Below are 20,740 nucleotides of genomic sequence, written 5' to 3' on the forward strand. Positions count from 1 at the left end.
CCGGCTGCCCCGTCACCGCCGACCGCTGCGACCTCGACCATGTCCGACCCTGGCCGTGGGGTCCCACCCACGCCTCCAACCTGAACTGCAAATGCCGCCCACACCATCTGATGAAAACGTTCTGGACCGGCATCGGCGGCTGGAAAGACATTCAACTGCCCGACGCCACAGTCATCTGGACCTCCCCCAGCGGCGTGACCTACACCACCCAACCGGGCAGCCGCTTGTTCTTCCCGACCTGGGACGTCACCACCGCCGACCTACCCCCACCCGCTGTGCATCCATTCACATTTGGCAATCGCGGACTGAAGATGCCACGCCGACAACGCACTAGGGCGGCCGAAGAAGCATCCCGGATCAAAGCCGAACGCGCACTCAACGAACTCGACATCCCGCCCTTCTGAGCCGCGGCCCGCAATGCAGTGGATACGGTAGGGCCAGCGCCCGTCCGCAGTACGCTCAGGCCGTGCCGGATACGGTGTACGCACAGTGTGACGGCCTGAGCCTGGCGTATCAGGTGTTCGGCGACGGGCCGATCGAGCTGGTTTTCGGCGGGTCGTTCGCCAGCCACATCGAGCTGTATTGGACCATGCCCGAGTTTGTGGCCTTCTTCGAGCGGCTCTCCACCTTTTGTCGCATCCTTCTGTTCGACAAGTCCGGGGTGGGGCTGTCGGACCCAGTCCCGAGTATTCGCACGTTGGATGAGAGGGCGGCCGAGATCGAGGCAGTCATGGACGCCGTCGGCTTCGGGAAAGCAGTGCTTTTCTCGGGGAGCGAGGGCGGCCCGGGCTCCATCGTTTTCGCGGCAACACGACCGGAGCGAACGCGAGCGTTGATTCTTACCGGCACCTTCGCGTACTCCTTCATCGACGGCTGGGATGATCTGGACCGCGACCCGGCCGAGATTCGGATGCGCCTTGTGCGCGAGCTGGGTGAGGCCTACTCGCCCTCTGTGCAGCAGCTCGTCCGCTGGCAGGCTTGGTGCCACGCCGCTGTTTCGGAGTGGGGAAGTGGCGAGGCGGGCAAGGCTCTGCTGCCGTCTGTGCGGTCGATCCGTCAGCTCGCAATGGTGGAACGCATGAGCGCCAGTCCAGGGATGGCGCGCGCGACATTCGAAGCGATGTTTCGGATCGACGTGCGGCCGATCCTGCCGACGATCAGCGCTCCCACACTGCTCATCCATTCCCGCGACGAAGTCGTTCCGGTGCAGTGCGGCCGGTACATCGCCGACCACATCCCCGGTGCGAGGTTGCTCGAAGTCGAGGGCAGAGACCATGTGCCGTGGCTCGCGGATCCCGACCGGATCCTGACCGAGGTCGAGGAGTTCCTCACCGGCAGCCATGCCGCGCCGTCCCCGTCACGTCGCGCGCTACGCACAGTGGTGTTCACCGACATGGTCGCGTCGACGCAACACGCCGCGGCGACGGGCGACGAGCGGTGGCGTGCGGTGCTGCACCGGTTCGACGAAATCACCACAGAACTCACGCAACGATTCGGCGGCACGGTGGTGGAGAGCACGGGCGATGGCCACCTCATCACATTCGACGGCCCGACTCAGGCGATCCGCTGCGCCGAGACCTTGCGCGCCGAAGCCGAGACACTGGGTTACGAGATCCGCGCCGGCATTCACACCGGCGAGTGCGAACTGCGGGACAACCGGATCGGCGGGATAGCAGTACACATCGCGGCGCGGATCGTCGGCCAGGCCGGCCCCGGCGAAATCCTCGTCTCACGCACCGTGGGCGACCTGGTCGTCGGCTCGGGCACGGGGTTCGAGGACCGCGGCAGCGTCGAGCTTCGTGGCGTGCCCGGCATCTGGCAACTCCTGGCGGTCGATCGCAGAGGCCCGCGGCCGGGATCAGCCGAGGCCCAACTGATTTCAACGCCGACCCCCGGCCCTCGCACCGCGATGCGCCGCTCCGACCGAGCCGTGGCCGCGATGGCCAGGCGCACACCGTGGATCCTGCGCGGGGTCGCCCGCCTCGCCCCGGCCACCGGCCGCAAGTGAACTGAGATACGTTGAGCCGCAACGCGGTTGACGTCCTCACTTAGTGCGGAATATCGACGTAGCAACCACCCCCAGGTCGCCGAACGCAACAAACCATCACCGTCCTGACGCACTCGTACCGCTATCTAGAGGCGACCGCGAAAAGATGCCACTCGCCCGGCACACCCCTGAGTTCATGACCTCCGCGGTCTTCGAACTCGAGCCCCGACCCGATCACGAGGTCGCGCAGTGTGCTGGACACCAGCACATCGTTCGGGCCCGCCAGGGCGCTTACCCGCGCGCCGATGTGCACGGCGATTCCGCCGATGTCATCACCGCGCACCTCGCACTCCCCGGTGTGCAACCCGGCGCGCACCTCGATGCCGAGCACCTGCACCGCATCGCGGATCGCCGTGGCGCAGCGGATCGCTCGCTGAGGACCGTCGAACATCGCAAGGAAACCGTCACCCGACGTGTTCACCTCCCGGCCCCGAAATCGGGCGAGCTGTGACCGCAAGACGGCGTCGTGCGCATCAAGCAAGGAATGCCAGTCGCGGTCGCCGATTTCAGCGGCATGGCGTGTCGAGTCCACGATGTCGGTGAACAGCACGGTGGCGAGAACCCTGTCGTCTGCCACTTCGGCCTGCTGACCTGTGAGGAACTCGGCGATCTCCTGGAAGGAATCCCGCCACGGTTCGACGAAGTGGAAAACGTTGCGCCCCCGAAGCTCCACGTACTTCGCGCCCTTTATGTCGTCGGCGACGTGCTGGCCCCACTTGGGCGGGAACAGCGGATCGTCGGTGTGATGGAGGACGAGTGTCGGGACGCGGACCGCGGGAAGCAACGCCCGCACGTCCATGTCGGAAAGGTGAGCCATCATGCGAGCAAAGGTTCCTGGGCTTGCCGCCAGGCGTTCGTGCCGTGCCCAGGTTGCCCGTATTTCCTCGTTCCAGGGCATGTCCGGATTCGCGAGATGCGCAAACTCCCCCGTGCCCCACAGGGCGACCGCGGCAGCAGTGACCTCCTCGGGTGTGGATCCCTCGGTGCGTTCGGCAAGCGGATCCGCATAGCCCTCGAGCACGACCAGCGCGGTTGTTCGGGATGGATATGTGGCTGCGAACATCGCCGATTCCGAGAATGTGCCGTCAATCGCCACGAGGACCGCTTCGTCGATTCCGAGATCGTCAAGCACCGCGGTGATGCTGTCGGCCCGTAGTTCTAAGGTCTGCTGCGGTGCGGGATCGGACACCCCCGTGCCGGGCTGGTCGAAGAAGACGAGTCGACCGAGTGATGTCATCGCGTCGAACCAGCCTTGGATAGGCGGCAACTCGGGAAACACCTCACAGTTTGTGAACGGGGGCGAGACGAACACAATGTCGCGAGGACCTTCACGCGACGCGCGGTAGGCGACGCGCACATCGCCATTCATCGCATAGCGCGTCTCGGAGAACATTGCCGAAGTGTAAGTCGAGCAACGGGTCGAGTTTCGGGGTCCGGCCTGAGTAGGCTGCCCGCGTGACCGAGCCCCCCATGCAGCCGAACCTGAGTCTCACGACCCAGATATGGCGGTTCATCGTCACCGGCGGGTTCTCGGCCGTCGTCGACTTCGGGTTGTACGTCCTGCTGTACCGCATCGCCGGGATGCAACCCGACCTCGCCAAGACCATCGGATGGATCGCCGGAACCACGACCGCATACCTGCTCAACCGGCGGTGGACCTTCCAGGCTCCGCCCAGCACAGCGAGGTTGGCCGCGGTGTGGGCGCTCTACATCACGACCTTCGTCGTCCAGGTCGGACTCAACCACCTTTTCCTGCGGCTACTCGACTACACACCGACCGCAGTGGTGGTGGCATTCGTCATCGCCCAGGGAACCGCGACCGTCATCAACTTCATCGTCCAGCGGATGGTGATCTTCCGCTTGAAGTGAGCCGATGGAACCGCACGGTACCCTCGTCACGATGTTTCCGACCACCTCGCGACGCCTGACCGGCTGGGGCCGCACCGCTCCGTCGGTGGCCAAGGTGCTGTCGACACCCGACCAGGAACTGATCGCCAAGGCCGTCGCGCAGGCGGCCGATGGGGGCTCGCGCGGTGTCATCGCCCGGGGTCTCGGCCGGTCGTACGGCGACAATGCCCAGAACGGCGGCGGCCTCGTCGTCGACATGACGGTCCTCAACAAGATCCACTCGGTCGATCGCGAAAGCCACCTCGTCGACGTCGACGCAGGCGTCAACCTCGATCAGCTGATGCGGGCAGCGCTGCCGCTGGGTCTGTGGGTGCCCGTGCTGCCCGGCACCCGCCAGGTCACCGTCGGCGGCGCCATCGCCTGCGACATCCACGGCAAGAACCACCACAGCGCGGGCAGCTTCGGCAACCATGTGCGGTCGATGGAACTGCTGACCGCCGACGGCGAGGTCCGCCACCTGACGCCGGAAGGCGCCGACTCCGAGTTGTTCTGGGCGACGGTCGGCGGCAACGGTCTCACCGGAATCATCCTGCGCGCCACGATCGCGATGACCCCGACGGAGACCGCGTACTTCATCGCAGACGGCGACGTGACCGCAGGCCTCGACGAAACGATCGCTTTCCACAGCGACGGCACCGAGTCCAACTACACCTATTCCAGCGCCTGGTTCGACGCGATTAGCGCGCCGCCGAAACTGGGCCGCGCGGTGATCTCCCGCGGCTCGCTCGCCACCGTTGACCAGCTTCCCGAGAAACTGCGCGGCAATCCACTGAAATTCGATGCGCCGCAATACTTCACCGCACCCGACATCTTCCCCAACGGGCTCGGTAACAAGCTCATCTTCGGGGCGATGACCGAGCTGTGGTACCGAACCGGCAAGACCTACCGCGGCAAGGTCCAGAATCTGACGCAGTTCTACCATCCACTCGACATGGTCGGTGAGTGGAACAGGGCTTACGGCGCAGTGGGTTTCACCCAGTACCAGTTCGTGGTGCCCACCGAGGCGGTGGAGCCCTTCAAAGGCATCATGTACGACATCCAGCGTTCGGGGCACTACTCCTTCCTCAACGTGTTCAAGCTGTTCGGTCCCGGCAACAAAGCGCCGCTGAGCTTTCCGATCCCCGGCTGGAACGTCTGCGTCGACTTCCAGGTCAAGCCGGGACTCAACGAGTTCCTCAACGAACTGGATCGTCGCGTGCTCCAATTCGGCGGCCGGCTCTACACCGCCAAGGACTCCCGCACCACCGCCGAGGTTTTCCACGCCATGTATCCCCGCATCGACGACTGGATCGCCGTGCGGCGCAAGGTCGATCCCGACGGCGTGTTCGCCTCGGACATGGCCCGACGTTTGGAGCTTCTGTAAATGGTGTTCGATGCCACGGGCAACCCCCAGACCATCCTGCTGCTCGGCGGAACCTCTGAGATCGGGCTCGCCATCTGCGAGCGTTACCTGCGCAACGCGGCAGCACGCGTGGTGCTGGCCGACCTTCCCGGCCACCCGAAACGCGACGACGCCATCGCGCAGATCGAAGCTGCAGGCGCCAAGTCCGTCGAGTGGGTCGACTTCGACGGCGTGGACTCCGCAGGCCATCCCAAGGTCATCGACCAGGCGTTCGCCGGCGGTGATGTAGACGTGGCGATCGTGGCATTCGGTCTTCTCGGTGACGCCGAGGAGCTTTGGCAGAACCAGCGCAAGGCGGTGCAGATAGCCGAGATCAACTACACCGCGGCGGTTTCCGTCGGTGTATTGCTCGGCGAGAAGATGCGCGCGCAGGGCTCCGGACGCATCATCGCGATGAGCTCGGCCGCAGGTGAGCGGGTTCGACGGTCCAACTTCGTCTACGGTTCCACCAAGGCCGGGCTCGACGGCTTCTATCTCGGCCTCACAGAGGCGCTTCGCGAGTACGGCGTTCACGTCCTGGTCATCCGCCCCGGCCAGGTGCGCACCAGCACGACCATCGACCACTGGAAAGCCACCGGCGCCAAGGAAGCGCCGTTCACCGTCGACAAGGAGTACGTCGCCGAGCTGGCGGTCACAGCATCGGCCAAGGGCAAGGAACTGGTATGGGCGCCGGGAGCGTTCAGATACGTGATGATGGTGTTGCGTCACATTCCGCGGCCCATCTTCCGCAAGCTCCCCATCTGAGATCCGCAGGGTCGATGATGCGTGGCGCGCCGGGCGTGCTCGGCCGAATGGCGGTGGCCGTGGTCGTGGCGGTGATCGTGTCGGCCGTCTCATTGGTAGCGATCGCCCACGTTGAATGGCCTGCGTACAACTCCTCCAACCAGCTGCACGCACTGACCACCGTCGGTCAGTTCATCTGTCTTGCAGGAATTCTCGCCGCCGGCTGGCTGTGGCGGCGCGGGCGCCGACTCGCCGGGCACACCGCCGCACTCCTCTTCCTGTCGGCGTTCTCTGTCGTCACGCTCGCGATGCCACTGGGCGCCACCAAGCTCTACCTGTTCGGCATCTCCGTCGATCAGCAGTTCCGGACCGAGTATCTGACTCGCCTCACTGACACCGCCGCGTTGCGCGACATGACGTACTTCGGTCTGCCGCCGTTCTACCCCGCGGGCTGGTTCTGGATCGGCGGCCGAACGGCGGCACTGACCGGCATACCGGCCTGGGAGATGTTCAAGCCCTGGGCGATCACCTCGATCGCCGCCGCGGTCGTGATCGCTTTCGTGTTGTGGGCGAGCATGATTCGGTTCGATTATGCGCTGATCGTCGCCACCGCCACTGCTGCCGTCACGCTTGCGTATTCACCCGCCGAGCCGTATGCCGCCGTCATCACCGTGCTGCTGCCACCCGTTCTGGTGCTGGCCTGGTCCGGGCTGCGCGGCCAGTCGCGATCGGGCGGTTGGGCTGCGGTCGTCGGCGTCGGGCTGTTCCTCGGCGTCGCCGCCCTCTTCTACACGCTGCTGCTCGGTGTGGCCGCATTCACCGTGACCATCATGGCGGTAGCACTGGCGGTTGCCCGGCGCAGCGCCGAACCGCTGTTGCGGCTGGCGGTCATCGGGCTGATACTCGCCGTCATCGCGCTGATCGGCTGGCTGCCGTATATATCGGCCGCGCTGCGAGGATCGCCCGCGGACTCCGGCACGGCAACGCATTACCTCCCGCCCGACGGCGCGCAGTTGTCCTTCCCGATGCTCGAATTCACACTGCTGGGCGCGCTGTGCATGCTCGGCACGCTGTGGCTGGTGGTCCGGGCCCGCAACTCGACGCGGGCTGCCGGTCTGGCGTTCGGCGTTGTCGCCGTCTACGCCTGGTCATTGTTGTCGATGCTGGCCACCCTGGCGGGCACCACGCTGCTGTCGTTCCGGCTGCAGCCCACCTTGACGGTTCTGCTGACCGCCGCAGCAGCGTTCGGTTTCATCGAGGTCGCGCTCGCGCTGGCGCGCCGCTACAGCCCCGGCACGGGCCGGCGAATCCTGGTGGCCGCGGGCACGATCGGCGCGATCGGCGCGATGACGTTCGCCCAGGACATTCCCGACGTGCTGCGCGGCGACATCGTCGTCGCCTACACCGACACCGACGGGCACGGCCAGCGCGCAGACCGTCGCCCGCCAGGCGCCGAGAAGTACTACCGCGAGATCGACGCCAAGATCCAGCAGCTGACCGGCAGGCCACGCGACGAGACCGTGGTGCTGACCGCCGACTACAGCTTCCTCTCCTACTACCCCTACTACGGGTTCCAGGGCCTGACGTCGCACTACGCCAACCCGCTCGCGCAATTCGACGAACGGGCGGCGACGATCGAGCGGTGGGCGAGCCTGGAGCGCGCCGATCAGTTCGTCGCCGCACTCGACAAGCTTCCGTGGCAGCCTCCGACGGTGTTCCTGATGCGTCGCGGCGGTGCGGGCGATTCGGCTGACACCTACACACTGCGACTGGCCGCCGACGTCTACCCCAATCAGCCCAACGTCCGTCGCTACCAGGTGGCACTCGACGCGGCGTTGTTCGACGACCCCCGCTTCAGCGTCTCCGAAGTCGGACCGTTCGTGTTGGCCGTCCGGCTGCCCGGGGGCCGATGATGGCCGTCGAGACGCGGCCGCAGCCCGGCCAATTACCATCTAGCCCCGTGGTCCAAGACCGGACGCGCCGAACCAATCACCGCACCGCGCGGTTGACGGCCTTCATCGCCGGGCTTCTCGGCGCCGCGCTCGCGCTGGCCACGCCGTTCCTACCCGTCAAGCAGACGACCGCCCAGCTGAACTGGCCGCAGAACGGCGTGCTGCAGAGCGTCAACGCGCCGCTGATCGGTTACGTGGCCACCGACCTGGACATCAGCGTGCCGTGCTCGGCGGCCGCCGGCCTGGCCGGACCGCAGAATGCGGGCAGGACCGTGTTGCTGTCCACGGTGCCGAAGCAGGCGCCGAAGGCCATCGACCGCGGCCTGCTGATCGAACGGGTCAACAACGATCTGCTCGTCATCGTCCGCAACACACCGGTCGTCACCGCGCCGCTGAGCCAGGTGCTCAGCCCAGCCTGCGAGAAACTGACCTTCACCGCGCACGCCGACAAGGTCACCGGTGAATTCGTCGGGCTTGTCACGGGACCCGACACCAACGATCCCGGCAAGCCCCTTCGCGGCGAGCGCAGCGGCTACGACTTCCGGCCCCAGATCGTCGGGGTGTTCACCGATCTGGTCGGACCTGCGCCGCCGGGTCTGCAGTTCTCGGCGACCGTCGACTCGCGCTACAGCACCTCCCCGACGCCGCTGAAGATGGTCGTGATGATCGTCGGGGTGCTGATGACGGTCATCGCGCTCGGCGCACTCCACGTCCTCGACACCGCCGACGGCATGCGGCACCGGCGCCTGCTACCGCCGCGATGGTGGTCGGTCCGACCGTTGGACGCTGTCGTCATCGCCGTGCTGGTGTGGTGGCACTTCGTCGGCGCCAACACCTCCGACGACGGCTATATCCTCACGATGGCAAGGGTTTCCGAGCACGCCGGCTACATGGCCAACTACTACCGCTGGTTCGGCACGCCGGAAGCGCCGTTCGGCTGGTACTACGACCTGCTCGCGTTGTGGGCCCACATCAGCACCAACAGCGTCTGGGTTCGGCTGCCGACCCTGCTCATGGCGCTCACCTGCTGGTGGGTGATCAGTCGCGAGGTGATCCCGCGACTGGGCCACGCCGTCAAGACGAACCCCGCTGCGAAATGGACTGCGGCGGGCATGTTCCTGGCATTCTGGCTGCCGCTGAACAACGGCCTGCGGCCCGAGCCGATCATCGCGCTCGGCATCCTGCTGACCTGGTGCTCGGTAGAGCGTGGCGTCGCCACCAGCCGGGTGCTTCCGGTGGCGATCGCCGTCATCATCGGAGCACTGACACTGTTCTCCGGGCCGACGGGAATCGCCGCCGTCGGTGCCCTGCTCGTCGCCGTCGGCCCGCTCAAAACCATCGTCGCCAGCCACACTTCGCGGTTCGGCTATCTCGCGTTGCTGGCACCCGTGCTGGCCGCATGCACGGTCACGATCTTCCTGATCTTCCGCGACCAGACGTTCGCGGCGGAGATTCAAGCGAGCACTTTCAAGTCGGCCGTCGGGCCGAGCCTGAGCTGGTTCGACGAACACATCCGCTACGAGCGATTGTTCATGGCCACGCCTGACGGGTCGGTCGCTCGTCGGTTCGGTGTGCTGACCCTCTTGCTCGCACTGGCCGTGTCGGTGGCAATGACGTTGCGCAAGGGCAGGATTCCGGGTACCGCAGCGGGACCGAGCCGACGCATCATCGGCATCACCATCATCTCGTTCCTTGCCATGATGTTCACCCCGACCAAATGGACGCACCACTTCGGTGTATTCGCCGGGCTCGCTGGATCGCTGGGCGCACTGGCCGCGGTCGCGGTCACCGCAGCGGCGATGAAGTCGCGGCGCAACCGGGCGATGTTCGCCGCCGCGGTGCTGTTCGTCATGGCGTTGTCGTTCGCCAGCGTCAACGGCTGGTGGTATGTCTCCAACTTCGGCGTGCCCTGGTCGAACCAGTTCCCGGAGTGGCACTTCGGCTTCACCACCATGCTGCTCGGCTTCGCGGTCGTCGCCCTCCTGGTGGCCGCATGGTTCCACTTCTACGGCCACGACCGCTCGCCGCCCGACGGCAATGGGCGGCGACTGGCACGAATTCTGCAGTCGCCATTGGCTATTGCAGCGTGGCTGCTCGTGACGTTCGAGGTGCTGTCACTGACCCTCGGCATGACAGACCTTTACCCGGCGTGGTCGAATGGCCACTCCAACCTCGGTGCCCTTGCCGGGAAGCGCTGTGGCCTCGCGGACTACGTGATGGTCGAGCGGAACCCGAACGACGGCATGTTGACGCCCGCGGGCGCCCCACCTGCCGACGCGCTCGGCGGGCCCACCACCGAGGGTTTCGGCCCGAACAACATTCCGTCCAACCTCTCCGCCGACGAGGTGACCGGCGCAGGGCCGGGCACCTCGAGCAATTTCGCCGACACCGCGGGAGGGAACCAGGACGACAGCAGCCAGAGCGGCACAGAAGGCGGCACGACGGCGGGCGCCGGGATCAACGGATCCCGCGCGCGACTGCCCTTCAACCTCGATCCGGCCCGCACGCCGGTGATGGGCAGTTGGCGTAGCGGCACCCAGCAGCCGGCGGCGCTGCGCTCGGCGTGGTACCGGCTGCCCGCGGATTGGAGCGAGCGCGATCGGTCCTCGTCGATCCTCGTTGTGGCGGCAGCAGGGCGGTTCGACGCAGGCGACATGGTGGTGCAGTGGGCGGGCGACGACGGCGGGTCCAAGGGCGCGGTCGGATTCGCCGACGTCGGCGCGCCGCCGGCCTGGCGGAACCTGCGGGCACCGCTGACCGCGATCCCCTCCGACGCAACGCAGGTGCGGCTGGTCGTCAAGGACGACGACCTCTCGCCGCAGCACTGGATCGCGGTCACCCCGCCGCGCATCCCGCAGCTGAAGACGCTGCAGGAGGTCGTCGGCTCGCAGGACCCGGTGCTGTTGGACTGGCTGGTCGGCATGGCCTTCCCGTGCCAGCGTCCGTACGGCCACCAGAACGGCGTCGTCGAGGTGCCCAAGTGGCGCATCATGCCGGACCGGTTCGGCGCCGAGGCGAACTCGCCTGTGATGGACAACGTCGGCGGCGGACCGCTCGGCATCAGCGAGCTGCTGCTGCGGGCCACCACCCTGCCCTCCTATCTGAAGGACGACTGGTTCCGCGACTGGGGTGAGCTGCAGCAGTTCACGCCCTACTACCGCGACGCCCAGCCGGCCCGACTCGAGCTCGGTTCGGCCACGCGCAGCGGTCTGTGGAGCCCCGCGCCGCTGCGCCATTAAGCGAACGTAGGTCCTTCGCCTACCATCGAGCCTCGTGCCACGCGACGAACCCGAGCGGACCCGGCGCTCCGCCATCGCCCGCCTCGTCGCCGTCGTCGCAGGCATCGCCGGAGTGGTGCTGTGTGCGCTGGTCCCGCTGCTGCCGGTCAAACAGACCACCGCCACCATCGCCTGGCCCCAGGCTCCCGGAGGGGACGGCATGGTGGCCGACCTCACCGCTGCCCTGGTGTCCGGTGCCCCCCAGGCGCTCGACATCTCGATTCCCTGCCAGGCCATCGCCACGCTGCCGGCCGCGGGCGGCCTGGTGCTGTCGACGGTGCCGCGGGAAGCCACGGACGCCACCAAGGGCGCGCTGTTCGTCCGCGCCACCGCCGACACGGTGTTCGTCGCGTTCCGCGACACGGTGGCCGCAACGGCACCCCGCCCCGCGGTGGCCGCGGGCAACTGCAGCGCGCTGCACATCTGGGCCAATGTCGGGCAGGTGGGCGCCGACTTCGTCGGCATACCCGGCGCCACCGGCACCCTCGCGCCGGAGAAGAAGCCGCAGGTGGCGGGCATCTTCACCGATATGAAGGTGGCGGCCCAGCCGGGGTTGTCCGGGCGCATCGACATCGATACCCGATTCATCACCTCGCCGACGAAGCTGAAGCTGGCCGTGATGGTGCTCGGCGTCCTCTCGGTGCTGATTTCGATCGTCGCGCTCGCGGTCCTGGATCGATCGAGCGGCCGACGGGTGCCTCGCGCCTGGCGCCGCTTCGTCCGGGCAGGTCCCGTCACCTGGATCACCGACGTCGGCGTGATCGGCACCCTGCTGCTGTGGCACGTCATCGGCGCCACCACATCCGACGACGGCTACAACCTCGCGATCGCCCGGGTGTCGGCGGACGCCGGGTACACGGCCAACTACTACCGGTACTTCGGCGCCGCCGAGGCGCCGTTCGACTGGTATCAGAGCGTGCTCGCACACATGGCGGCGATCAGCACGGCTGGAGTGTGGATGCGGTTGCCCGCCACCGCGGCGGCGATCGCCACCTGGCTGATCATCAGCCGCTGCGTGCTGCCCCGCCTCGGCAGGCGCCTCGCCGTCAACGGTGTTGCCGTTCTGACCGCCGGAGCGGTGTTCCTCGCCGCATGGCTGCCGTTCAACAACGGGCTGCGCCCCGAGCCCGTCATCGCCTTCGGCACCATCGCGGCATGGGTCCTGGTGGAGAATGCCATCGGGACCCGAAGGCTGTGGCCGGCCGCGGCGGCGATCGTCGTCGCCGTGTTCAGCGTCACCAGCGCGCCGCAGGGCATCATCGCGCTGGCACCGATCCTGGTGGCGGCCCGCGCGATTGCGCGCAACATCCGGGCGCGCCGGGCCGTGGACGGCCTGCTGGCGCAGATCGCCCCGCTCGCCGCGTCGCTGTCGTTGATCTTCGTGATCGTGTTCCGAGACCAGACGCTGGCCACGGTCGCCGAGTCCGCCCGCATCAAATACGTGGTCGGCCCGACCATCGCCTGGTACCAGGAGTTCCTGCGCTACTACTTCCTGACCGTCGAGGACAGCGCCGACTCGTCGCTGACTCGCCGGTTCGCCGTGCTGGTCATGATGCTGTGCCTGTTCGGGATGATCACGGTGCTCCTTCGCCGCGGCCGCCTGCCCGGCGTCGCGTCGGGCCCGGTGTGGCGGCTGATCGGTTCCACCGCGATCGGGCTGCTGTTGCTGACCTTCACACCGACGAAGTGGGCCGTGCAGTTCGGCGCCTTCGCCGGACTGGCAGGTGCGCTCGGAGCGGTCACCGCGTTCGTGTTCGCGCGCGTCGGCCTGCACACCCGCCGCAACCTCGCGCTCTACGTGACCGCGTTGTTGTTCATACTGGCCTGGGCCACGTCGGGTATCAACGCATGGTTCTACGTCGGCAATTACGGCGTGCCGTGGTTCGACAAGCAGCCGGTGATCGCGGGCGTGCCGGTCACCTTCATCTTCTTGGTGCTCGCGATGTTGACGGGCCTGCTGGCGGGCTGGCTGCACTTCCGGATGGACTACGCCGGGCACACCGAGGTCGCCAACACGGGCCGCAATCGCGCGCTCGCGTCCACACCGCTGCTCGTGGTGGCGGTCATCATGGTGGTGCTCGAGGTGGGCTCGATGGCCAAGGGCGCCGCACAGCGCTACCCCGTCTACACCACAGCCAAGGCCAATGCCGAGGCGCTGTCGTCGGGGCTGAGCAGGGCGAGCTGCGCCATGGCCGACGACGTACTGGTGGAGCCCGACACCAATGCCGGTATGTTGCAACCGGTTCCGGGTCAGCGGTTCGGGCAATACGGACCACTGGGTGGTGACAACCCGGTCGGCTTCAACCCCAACGGCGTCAGCGACACGCTGGAGCCCGCCGAGCCCGTGACGTCGAATCCGGGCACGGTCAACTCCGACGGCTCTCCCAACAAACCGAACGTCGGGGTCGGCTACGCTGCGGGCACCAGCGGCGGATACGGCCCGGAGGGAATCAACGGGTCGCGGGTCTTCCTTCCCTTCGGCCTCGACCCAAAACGCACGCCGGTGATGGGCAGCTACGACGAGAACTCCGTGGCCGCCAAGGCCACCTCCGCCTGGTACGAGTTGCCGCCACGGACGCCGGACCGGCCGCTGGTGACCGTCGCCGCCGCGGGTGCGATCTGGTACTACGACGAGGACGGCTCGTTCAACTACGGCCAGTCGCTCAAGCTGCAGTGGGGCGTGCACCGGCCGGACGGCTCGTATCAGGCGCTGGGCCAGGTGCAGCCGATCGACATCTTCATGCAGAAGGCCTGGCGCAACCTGCGCTTCCCTCTGGCGTGGGCGCCGCCGGAGGCCAACGTCGCGCGCATCGTCGCCGACGACCCCAACCTGTCCAACGACCAGTGGTTCGCGTTCACCCCGCCGCGGGTGCCTGTGCTCGAGACAGCACAACAGTTGTTGGGATCCGACACCCCCGTGCTGATGGACATCGCGACCGCCGCGAACTTTCCGTGCCAGCGGCCGTCCTCCGAGCACCTTGGCGTTGCTGAACTTCCGGGCTACCGAATACTTCCGAACCTCAAGCAGACCGTGGTGTCGTCGAACCCGTGGCAATCCTCGGAGGACGGTGGACCACTGCTGATCACCAAGGCGCTGCTGCGCTCCGATGCCGTGCCGTCCTACCTGCGCGACGACTGGTACCGCGACTGGGGAGCCATCGAGCGTTATTACCGCTTGGTGCCCGAGTCCGAGGCGCCCGACGCCGTCATCGACCAGGGTTCGGTCACGGTGCACGGGTGGACCCGTAACGGACCCATCAGGGCACTGCCATGAGCGAAGCTTTGCGAGCGGATATTGGGCACAGCATGCGGCGGCCGAGCCTGCGAGGTCGGCGCATGAGCGACAACGTAAAGGTGACCCGCTGGGTCGCGACCATTGCGGGCCTGATCGGGTTCGTGCTGTCGGTCGCCACGCCCCTGCTTCCGGTGGTGCAGACGACCGCGACATTGAACTGGCCGCAGAACGGTCAGCTCAATGATGTTACGGCACCGATGATTTCAGAGGTTCCGGTGTCGATGACGGTCACGGTGCCGTGCGACGTGATCCGCTCGATGCCTCCGAAGGGGGGCATGGTGCTCGGCACGGCACCCAAGGGCGGAAAGCAGGCCGCGCTCTACGCGCTGTTCGTCAACGTCACTCCACAGCGGGTCGACATCACCGACCGCAACGTGGTGGTGGCGAGCGTGCAGCGGTCGCGCGTCGTCGGTGACGGAACGTCGCCGGGATGTTCCAGGATCGAGATCATCTCGACCGACGCAGGCACATTCGCGACGTTCGTCGGGCTCACCGACCCGGCCACCGGCAAGGAGCAACGCAGCGGGTTCGCCGACCCCAACCTGCGGCCGCAGATCGTCGGCGTGTTCACCGACCTGGTCGGCCCCGCGCCGCCGGGGCTATCGGTATCGGCGACAGTCGACACTCGGTTCTCCACCAAGCCGACGCCTCTGAAGCTGGCGGCGATGCTGGGAGCCATCGCGGCGACCATCGTCGCGCTGGTCGCGCTGTGGCGCCTCGACCGTCTCGACGGCAGGCGAATGCACAGCCTGGTCCCGGCACGCTGGCGTACCTTCACCGCCGCCGACGTGGTCGTCGTGGGGACGTTCCTGCTGTGGCACGTGGCGGGCGCGAACTCCTCCGACGACGGCTACATCCTCGGGATGGCGCGCGTCGCCGACCACGCGGGCTACATGTCCAACTACTTCAGGTGGTTCGGCAGCCCCGAGGACCCGTTCGGCTGGTACTACAACCTGCTTGCGTTGATGACCCACGTCAGCGACGCGAGCATCTGGATGCGCCTGCCGGATCTGATCTCCGCGCTGGTGTGCTGGCTGTTGCTGTCGCGTGAGGTGCTGCCGCGGTTGGGTCCCGCGGTCGCGTCGTCGAAGGCCGCGCTCTGGGCGGCGGGCCTGGTCCTGCTGGCTGCGTGGATGCCGTTCAACAACGGCTTGCGGCCCGAGGGCCAGATCGCCGTCGGCGCGCTGATCACCTACGTGTTGATCGAGCGGGCCATCATCTCCGGGCGGATGACACCGGCGGCGCTCGCGGTGATCGCCGCGGCGTTCACGCTCGGCATCCAGCCGACCGGGTTGATCGCGGTGGCGGCGCTGCTCGCCGGCGGCCGCCCGCTGCTGCGGATCCTGGTGCGCAGGCACCGCATCGTCGGCACCTGGCCGCTGGTGGCGCCGCTGCTGGCCGCGGGCACGGTGGTGCTGACGGTGATATTCGCCGACCAGACGCTGGCAACGGTGTTGGAGGCGACCAGGATTCGCACGGAGATAGGGCCGAGCCAGGCTTGGTACACCGAGAACCTGCGCTACTACTACCTGTTCCTGCCGACCGTGGACGGCTCACTGTCGAGACGGTTCGGCTTCCTGATCACTGCACTGAGCCTGTTCGCGGCCATGTTCATCCTGTTGCGGCGCAAGCGCGTCCCCGGCGTCGCCCGAGGCCCGGCGTGGCGCCTGATCGGCATCATCTTCGGCACGATGTTCTTCCTGATGTTCACCCCGACCAAGTGGGTGCATCACTTCGGTCTGTTCGCCGCCGTCGGTGCGGCGATGGCGGCGTTGGCCACAGTGCTGGTTGGGCCGAAAGTGCTTCGCTGGTCCCGCAACCGGATGGCGGTCGTGTCGGCGGTGCTGTTCGTGCTTGCGCTGTGCTTCTCATCGACCAACGGCTGGTGGTACGTCTCGAGCTTCGGTGTGCCGTTCAACAACGCGATGCCGAAAATCGGCGGAATCACGGTCAGCACAATCTTCTTCGCGCTTTTCGCACTGTCCGCGATCTACACGGTGTGGCTGCACTTCGCCCCGCGTGACCGCGGTGAGGGCCGCATCGCGCGGGCGCTGACGGCGGCGCCGATTCCCGTCGCGGCCGGCTTCATGGTCATTGTGTTCGTCGCCTCGATGCTCGTCGGGGTCGTGCGGCAGTACCCGACGTATTCCAACGCGTGGGCCAACCTGCGCGCGTTCACGGGTGGCTGCGGGCTGGCCGACGATGTGCTCGTCGAACCGGATGCCAACGACGGCTTCATGACGCCGCTGCCGGGCAGCCACGGGCCGCTGGGTCCGCTTGGCGGCGACAAACCCGTCGGCTTCACCCCCAACGGCGTGCCCGATCACATTGTGGCCGAATCGATTCGGGTCACGCTGCCGATGCCGGGGACGGACTACGACTGGGATGCGGCCGTGAAGCTCACCGACAAGGGCGTCAACGGGTCGACGGTGCCGCTGCCCTACGGGCTCGACCCGGCGCGGGTCCCGGTGGCGGGCACCTATGCTGACGGCCCGCAGCAGCAGGGCAAGTTGACCTCGTCGTGGTATCAGTTGCCGAAGGCCGACGATGCCCACCCGCTGGTGGTGGTCACCGCGGCGGGCACGATCGCAGGCAACAGCGTGCTCAATGGGCACACCGACGGCCAGCCGGTCGAGCTGGAGTACGCGCGGCCCGGCCCTGACGGTGCTCCGGTGCCCGCGGGCCGACTGGTGCCCGACGACATCGCGGTGGCCCCGTCGTGGCGGAATCTGCGGTTCGCGCGGTCGAAGATTCCCTCCGACGTGGTCGCGGTTCGTGTCGTCGCCGAGGACCGGTCGCTGACGCCCGGCGACTGGATCGCCGTCACCCCCCCGCGGGTGCCGGAGCTTCGCTCGCTGCAGGAGTACGTCGGGTCCGAGCAGCCGGTGCTGATGGACTGGGCGGTGGGACTGGCGTTCCCGTGCCAGCGGCCGATGCTGCACGCCAACGGGGTGACCGAGGTGCCGAAGTTTCGGATCACGCCGGATTACACGGCCAAGAAGCAGGACACCGACACCTGGCAGGACGGCCGCAACGGCGGGCTGCTCGGCATCTCCGATCTGCTACTGAGGGCCCATGTGATGGCGACGTACCTGTCGCGGGACTGGGGCCGCGACTGGGGGTCGCTGCGCAAGCTCGACACTATCGTCGACGCCCAGCCCGCCGAGATCCAACTCGGCACGGCGACCCGCAGCGGACTGTGGAAGCCCAACAAGATCCGCGTCGGCGCCTGACCGCACGAGTGCTCGCGGCGGCCTCGAGGCATGGCCCGCGGCGACCGCTTTTTGGAGGACGATCGGCTCGAAATAGCGCCATGTGGATTTCTTGACTTATTCCAGAAAAGGGACAAGAATTTCGAACGTGCGTACGGCGGAGGACTTCCAGCAGATGCTGCGGGGAGCCGCCCTACGCGTCACCCGTCCCCGGGTCGCGGTGCTGACCGCAGTGCACGCTCATCCGCATGCCGACACGGATTCGATCATCCGGGCGGTGCGTTCGGACCTGCCCGATGTGTCCCATCAAGCCGTCTACGACTCGTTGAGCACGCTGACGGCGGCCGGGCTGGTGCGCAAGATCCAGCCGTCCGGTTCGGTTGCCCGCTATGAGTCGCGGGTCGGCGACAATCATCACCACGTCGTCTGCCGCTCATGCGGTGTCATCGCCGATGTGGACTGCGCCGTCGGCGAAGCACCATGCATGACCGCATCCGACGACGACGGCTCCCTTGCCGGCTTCGCCATCGACGAGGCCGAGGTCATCTACTGGGGCGTGTGCCCCGACTGCGCAGCAGCACAAGTTTCCCGATCACAGCCGTGATCACCGCCCCAATCACCCACCCCCGGAAGGAAAGCTGTGTCATCTGATACATCCGATGCCCGCCCGCCGCACGACGATTCCAAGACGGCCAGTCACAGCGAGAGTGAGAACCCGGCGATCGATTCACCGCAGCCGAAGACGCACGCTCCGCGCAAGAACCAGGACTGGTGGCCCGATCAGGTCGACGTATCGGTTCTGCACAAGCAGAACGAGAAGGGCAACCCGCTCGGTGAGGACTTCGACTACGCCGAAGAGTTCAAGAAGCTCGATGTCGAGGCCTTCAAGCGCGACGTCATCGAGCTGATCAACACCTCGCAGGACTGGTGGCCTGCCGACTACGGCAGCTATGCCGGCCTGTTCATCCGCATGAGCTGGCACGCCGCGGGCACCTACCGCATCTTCGACGGCCGCGGCGGCGCCGGTCGGGGCTCCCAGCGCTTCGCCCCGCTCAACAGCTGGCCCGACAACGCGAACCTGGACAAGGCGCGCCGGCTGCTGTGGCCGATCAAGAAGAAGTACGGCAACAAGATCTCCTGGGCCGACCTGATCGCGTACGCCGGGAACGCGGCGCTGGAGTCGTCGGGGTTCGAGACGTTCGGTTTCGCGTTCGGTCGCGAGGACATCTCGGAACCCGAGGAGATGCTGTGGGGCCAGGAGGACACCTGGCTGGGCACCGACCAGCGCTACGGCGGCACCAACGACAGCGATCGCAAGCTGGCTGAGCCGTTCGGCGCCACCACCATGGGCCTGATCTACGTGAATCCGGAAGGCCCCGAAGGCAAGCCGGATCCGCTCGCCGCCGCGCATGACATTCGCGAGACGTTCGGCCGGATGGCGATGAACGACGAGGAGACCGCCGCGCTGATCGTCGGTGGCCACACGCTGGGCAAGACCCACGGCGCCGGCGACGGCGACCTGGTCGGGCCCGAGCCCGAAGGCGCCCCGATCGAGCAGCAAGGCCTCGGCTGGAAATGCGCGTTCGCGTCCGGCAAGGGCAGCGACACCGTCACCAGCGGTCTCGAGGTGGTCTGGACGCCGACGCCGACGCAGTGGAGCAACGCCTACCTGGAGCTGCTCTACGGCCACGAGTGGGAGCTCACCAAGAGCCCCGGCGGGGCGTGGCAGTTCGAGGCCAAGGACGGCGAGGCGACGATCCCCGACCCGTTCGGCGGCCCCAACAGGAAGCCGACGATGCTGGTCACCGACATCTCGATGCGGGTCGACCCCATCTACGGCGAGATCACCCGGCGCTGGCTCGAGCATCCCGAGGAGCTCAACGAGGCGTTCGCCAAGGCGTGGTACAAGCTGATGCACCGCGACATGGGCCCGATCGACCGCTACCTCGGCCCGTGGGTGGCCGAGCCGCAGCTGTGGCAGGACCCGGTTCCCGCCGTCGATCACCAGCTGATCGACGAGGCCGACATCGCTTCGCTGAAGACCACGCTGCTCGACTCGGGGCTGTCCGTGCAGCAGTTGGCGAAGACGGCGTGGTCGTCGGCAGCCAGCTTCCGCGGCACGGATAAGCGCGGCGGCGCGAACGGGGCGCGGATTCGCCTCGAGCCGCAGAAGAACTGGGAGGCCAACGAGCCGTCCGAGCTGGCCCAGGTGCTGCCTGTGCTCGAGCGGGTCCAGCAGGACTTCAACAGCTCGGCGGCCGGCGGGAAGAAGGTGTCGCTGGCCGACGTGATCGTGCTCGGCGGCTCTGCGGCGGTCGAGAAGGCGGCCCGCGATGCCGGCTTCGAGATCAACGTGCACTTCGCCCCCGGTCGCACCGACGCCTCGCAGGAGCAGACCGACGTCGAGTCGTTCGCGGTGCTCGAGCCGCGGGCCGACGGGTTCCGCAACTTCGTCCGCCCGGGTGAAAAGGCGCCGCTGGAGCAGCTTCTGGTCGAGCGGGCCTACATGCTCGACTTGACGGCTCCGGAGTTGGCGGTGCTGATCGGTGGTCTGCGGGCGCTGAACGTGAACCACGGCGGCAGCAAGCACGGTGTGCTCACCGACAGGCCGGGCGTGCTGAGCAACGACTTCTTCGTCAACCTCGTCGATATGAACACGGCGTGGAAGCCGTCGGAGACAGCCGAGAACGTCTACGAGGGACGGGACCGTTCGACGGACGCGGTCAAGTGGACGGCCACCGCCAACGATCTGGTGTTCGGTTCGAACTCCGTGCTCCGCGGCATCGCCGAGGTCTACGCGCAGGACGACAGCAAGGACAAGTTCGTCGAGGACTTCGTCGCCGCCTGGGTCAAGGTGATGAACAACGACCGGTTCGACCTGGAGAAGTAGCAGAACCCCAAAGCAACACCCCGCGAGTCGTCT

Annotated in this window: 12 protein-coding genes; 11 read left to right on the top strand and 1 reads right to left on the bottom strand. The window is 67.1% G+C overall.

Annotated elements, in window-relative coordinates:
• Together QOC76_RS21035 and QOC76_RS21040 are read left to right on the top strand one after the other, a co-directional pair.
• Positions 1-404 (top strand): HNH endonuclease signature motif containing protein (locus tag QOC76_RS21035; RefSeq protein ID WP_526359990.1); only part of this gene is annotated, 404 nt, incomplete at its 5' end.
• Positions 405-466: 62 nt separating this feature from the next.
• On the top strand, positions 467-2,008 hold the full coding sequence (locus QOC76_RS21040; protein ID WP_526359992.1) for an adenylate/guanylate cyclase domain-containing protein: 1,542 nt from the start codon (positions 467-469) through the stop codon (positions 2,006-2,008).
• A 121-nt stretch (positions 2,009-2,129) separates the two neighbouring features.
• Here the strand turns inward: QOC76_RS21040 and QOC76_RS21045 are convergent, their stop codons facing one another.
• Positions 2,130-3,440 carry an adenylate/guanylate cyclase domain-containing protein gene (locus tag QOC76_RS21045; protein WP_526359994.1) on the bottom strand — a complete coding sequence of 437 codons (1,311 nt, stop codon included), beginning with the start codon at positions 3,438-3,440 and terminating at the stop codon, positions 2,130-2,132.
• A 77-nt stretch (positions 3,441-3,517) separates the two neighbouring features.
• Between QOC76_RS21045 and QOC76_RS21050 the strand changes: the two genes are divergently transcribed.
• From QOC76_RS21050 to katG, 9 genes are all read left to right on the top strand, one after another.
• Positions 3,518-3,916: a GtrA family protein gene (locus QOC76_RS21050; protein WP_526360077.1), complete on the top strand. Its 399-nt coding sequence runs from the start codon at positions 3,518-3,520 to the stop codon at positions 3,914-3,916.
• Between the two features lie 31 nt (positions 3,917-3,947).
• Entirely contained in the window at positions 3,948-5,318 is a 1,371-nt protein-coding gene (gene dprE1 / locus QOC76_RS21055) for a decaprenylphosphoryl-beta-D-ribose oxidase (RefSeq protein WP_526359996.1), read from the top strand.
• The gene (gene dprE2, locus QOC76_RS21060; protein ID WP_526359998.1) at positions 5,319-6,101 is read left to right on the top strand and encodes a decaprenylphospho-beta-D-erythro-pentofuranosid-2-ulose 2-reductase; all 783 of its coding nucleotides are present in this window, start codon (positions 5,319-5,321) and stop codon (positions 6,099-6,101) included.
• 17 nt (positions 6,102-6,118) lie between these two features.
• Positions 6,119-7,993 carry an arabinofuranosyltransferase gene (locus QOC76_RS21065; protein WP_526360000.1) on the top strand — a complete coding sequence of 625 codons (1,875 nt, stop codon included), beginning with the start codon at positions 6,119-6,121 and terminating at the stop codon, positions 7,991-7,993.
• Positions 7,993-11,271, top strand: coding sequence for an arabinosyltransferase domain-containing protein (locus QOC76_RS21070; protein ID WP_526360002.1), 3,279 nt, complete (start codon positions 7,993-7,995; stop codon positions 11,269-11,271). The genes QOC76_RS21065 and QOC76_RS21070 overlap by 1 nt, the downstream gene beginning before the upstream one ends.
• 34 nt (positions 11,272-11,305) lie before the next feature.
• Positions 11,306-14,584, top strand: coding sequence for an arabinosyltransferase domain-containing protein (locus tag QOC76_RS21075; protein ID WP_526360004.1), 3,279 nt, complete (start codon positions 11,306-11,308; stop codon positions 14,582-14,584).
• Between the two features lie 62 nt (positions 14,585-14,646).
• Entirely contained in the window at positions 14,647-17,838 is a 3,192-nt protein-coding gene (locus QOC76_RS21080; RefSeq protein ID WP_526360006.1) for an arabinosyltransferase domain-containing protein, read from the top strand.
• Positions 17,839-17,965: 127 nt separating this feature from the next.
• Complete coding sequence (locus QOC76_RS21085; protein ID WP_526360008.1) at positions 17,966-18,421, top strand: Fur family transcriptional regulator; 456 nt, start codon at positions 17,966-17,968, stop codon at positions 18,419-18,421.
• Between the two features lie 36 nt (positions 18,422-18,457).
• Positions 18,458-20,707 (top strand): catalase/peroxidase HPI, encoded by a 2,250-nt coding sequence (gene katG, locus QOC76_RS21090; protein WP_526360010.1) that lies wholly within the window; start codon positions 18,458-18,460, stop codon positions 20,705-20,707.
• Positions 20,708-20,740 lie beyond the last annotated feature (33 nt).

This window comes from Mycobacterium sp. (genome assembly GCF_032159565.1).
Taxonomy (GTDB): Bacteria; Actinomycetota; Actinomycetes; order Mycobacteriales; family Mycobacteriaceae; genus Mycobacterium.

What these genes read in the sequence shown, in the direction of transcription:
- QOC76_RS21045 (WP_526359994.1), bottom strand. Translation starts at nt 3,440, where the DNA reads ATGTTCTCCGAGACGCGCTATGCGATGAATGGCGATGTGCGCGTCGCC.
- QOC76_RS21050 (WP_526360077.1), top strand. Translation starts at nt 3,518, where the DNA reads ATGCAGCCGAACCTGAGTCTCACGACCCAGATATGGCGGTTCATCGTC.
- dprE1 (WP_526359996.1), top strand. Translation starts at nt 3,948, where the DNA reads ATGTTTCCGACCACCTCGCGACGCCTGACCGGCTGGGGCCGCACCGCT.
- dprE2 (WP_526359998.1), top strand. Translation starts at nt 5,319, where the DNA reads ATGGTGTTCGATGCCACGGGCAACCCCCAGACCATCCTGCTGCTCGGC.
- QOC76_RS21065 (WP_526360000.1), top strand. Translation starts at nt 6,119, where the DNA reads ATGCGTGGCGCGCCGGGCGTGCTCGGCCGAATGGCGGTGGCCGTGGTC.
- QOC76_RS21070 (WP_526360002.1), top strand. Translation starts at nt 7,993, where the DNA reads ATGGCCGTCGAGACGCGGCCGCAGCCCGGCCAATTACCATCTAGCCCC.
- QOC76_RS21080 (WP_526360006.1), top strand. Translation starts at nt 14,647, where the DNA reads ATGAGCGACAACGTAAAGGTGACCCGCTGGGTCGCGACCATTGCGGGC.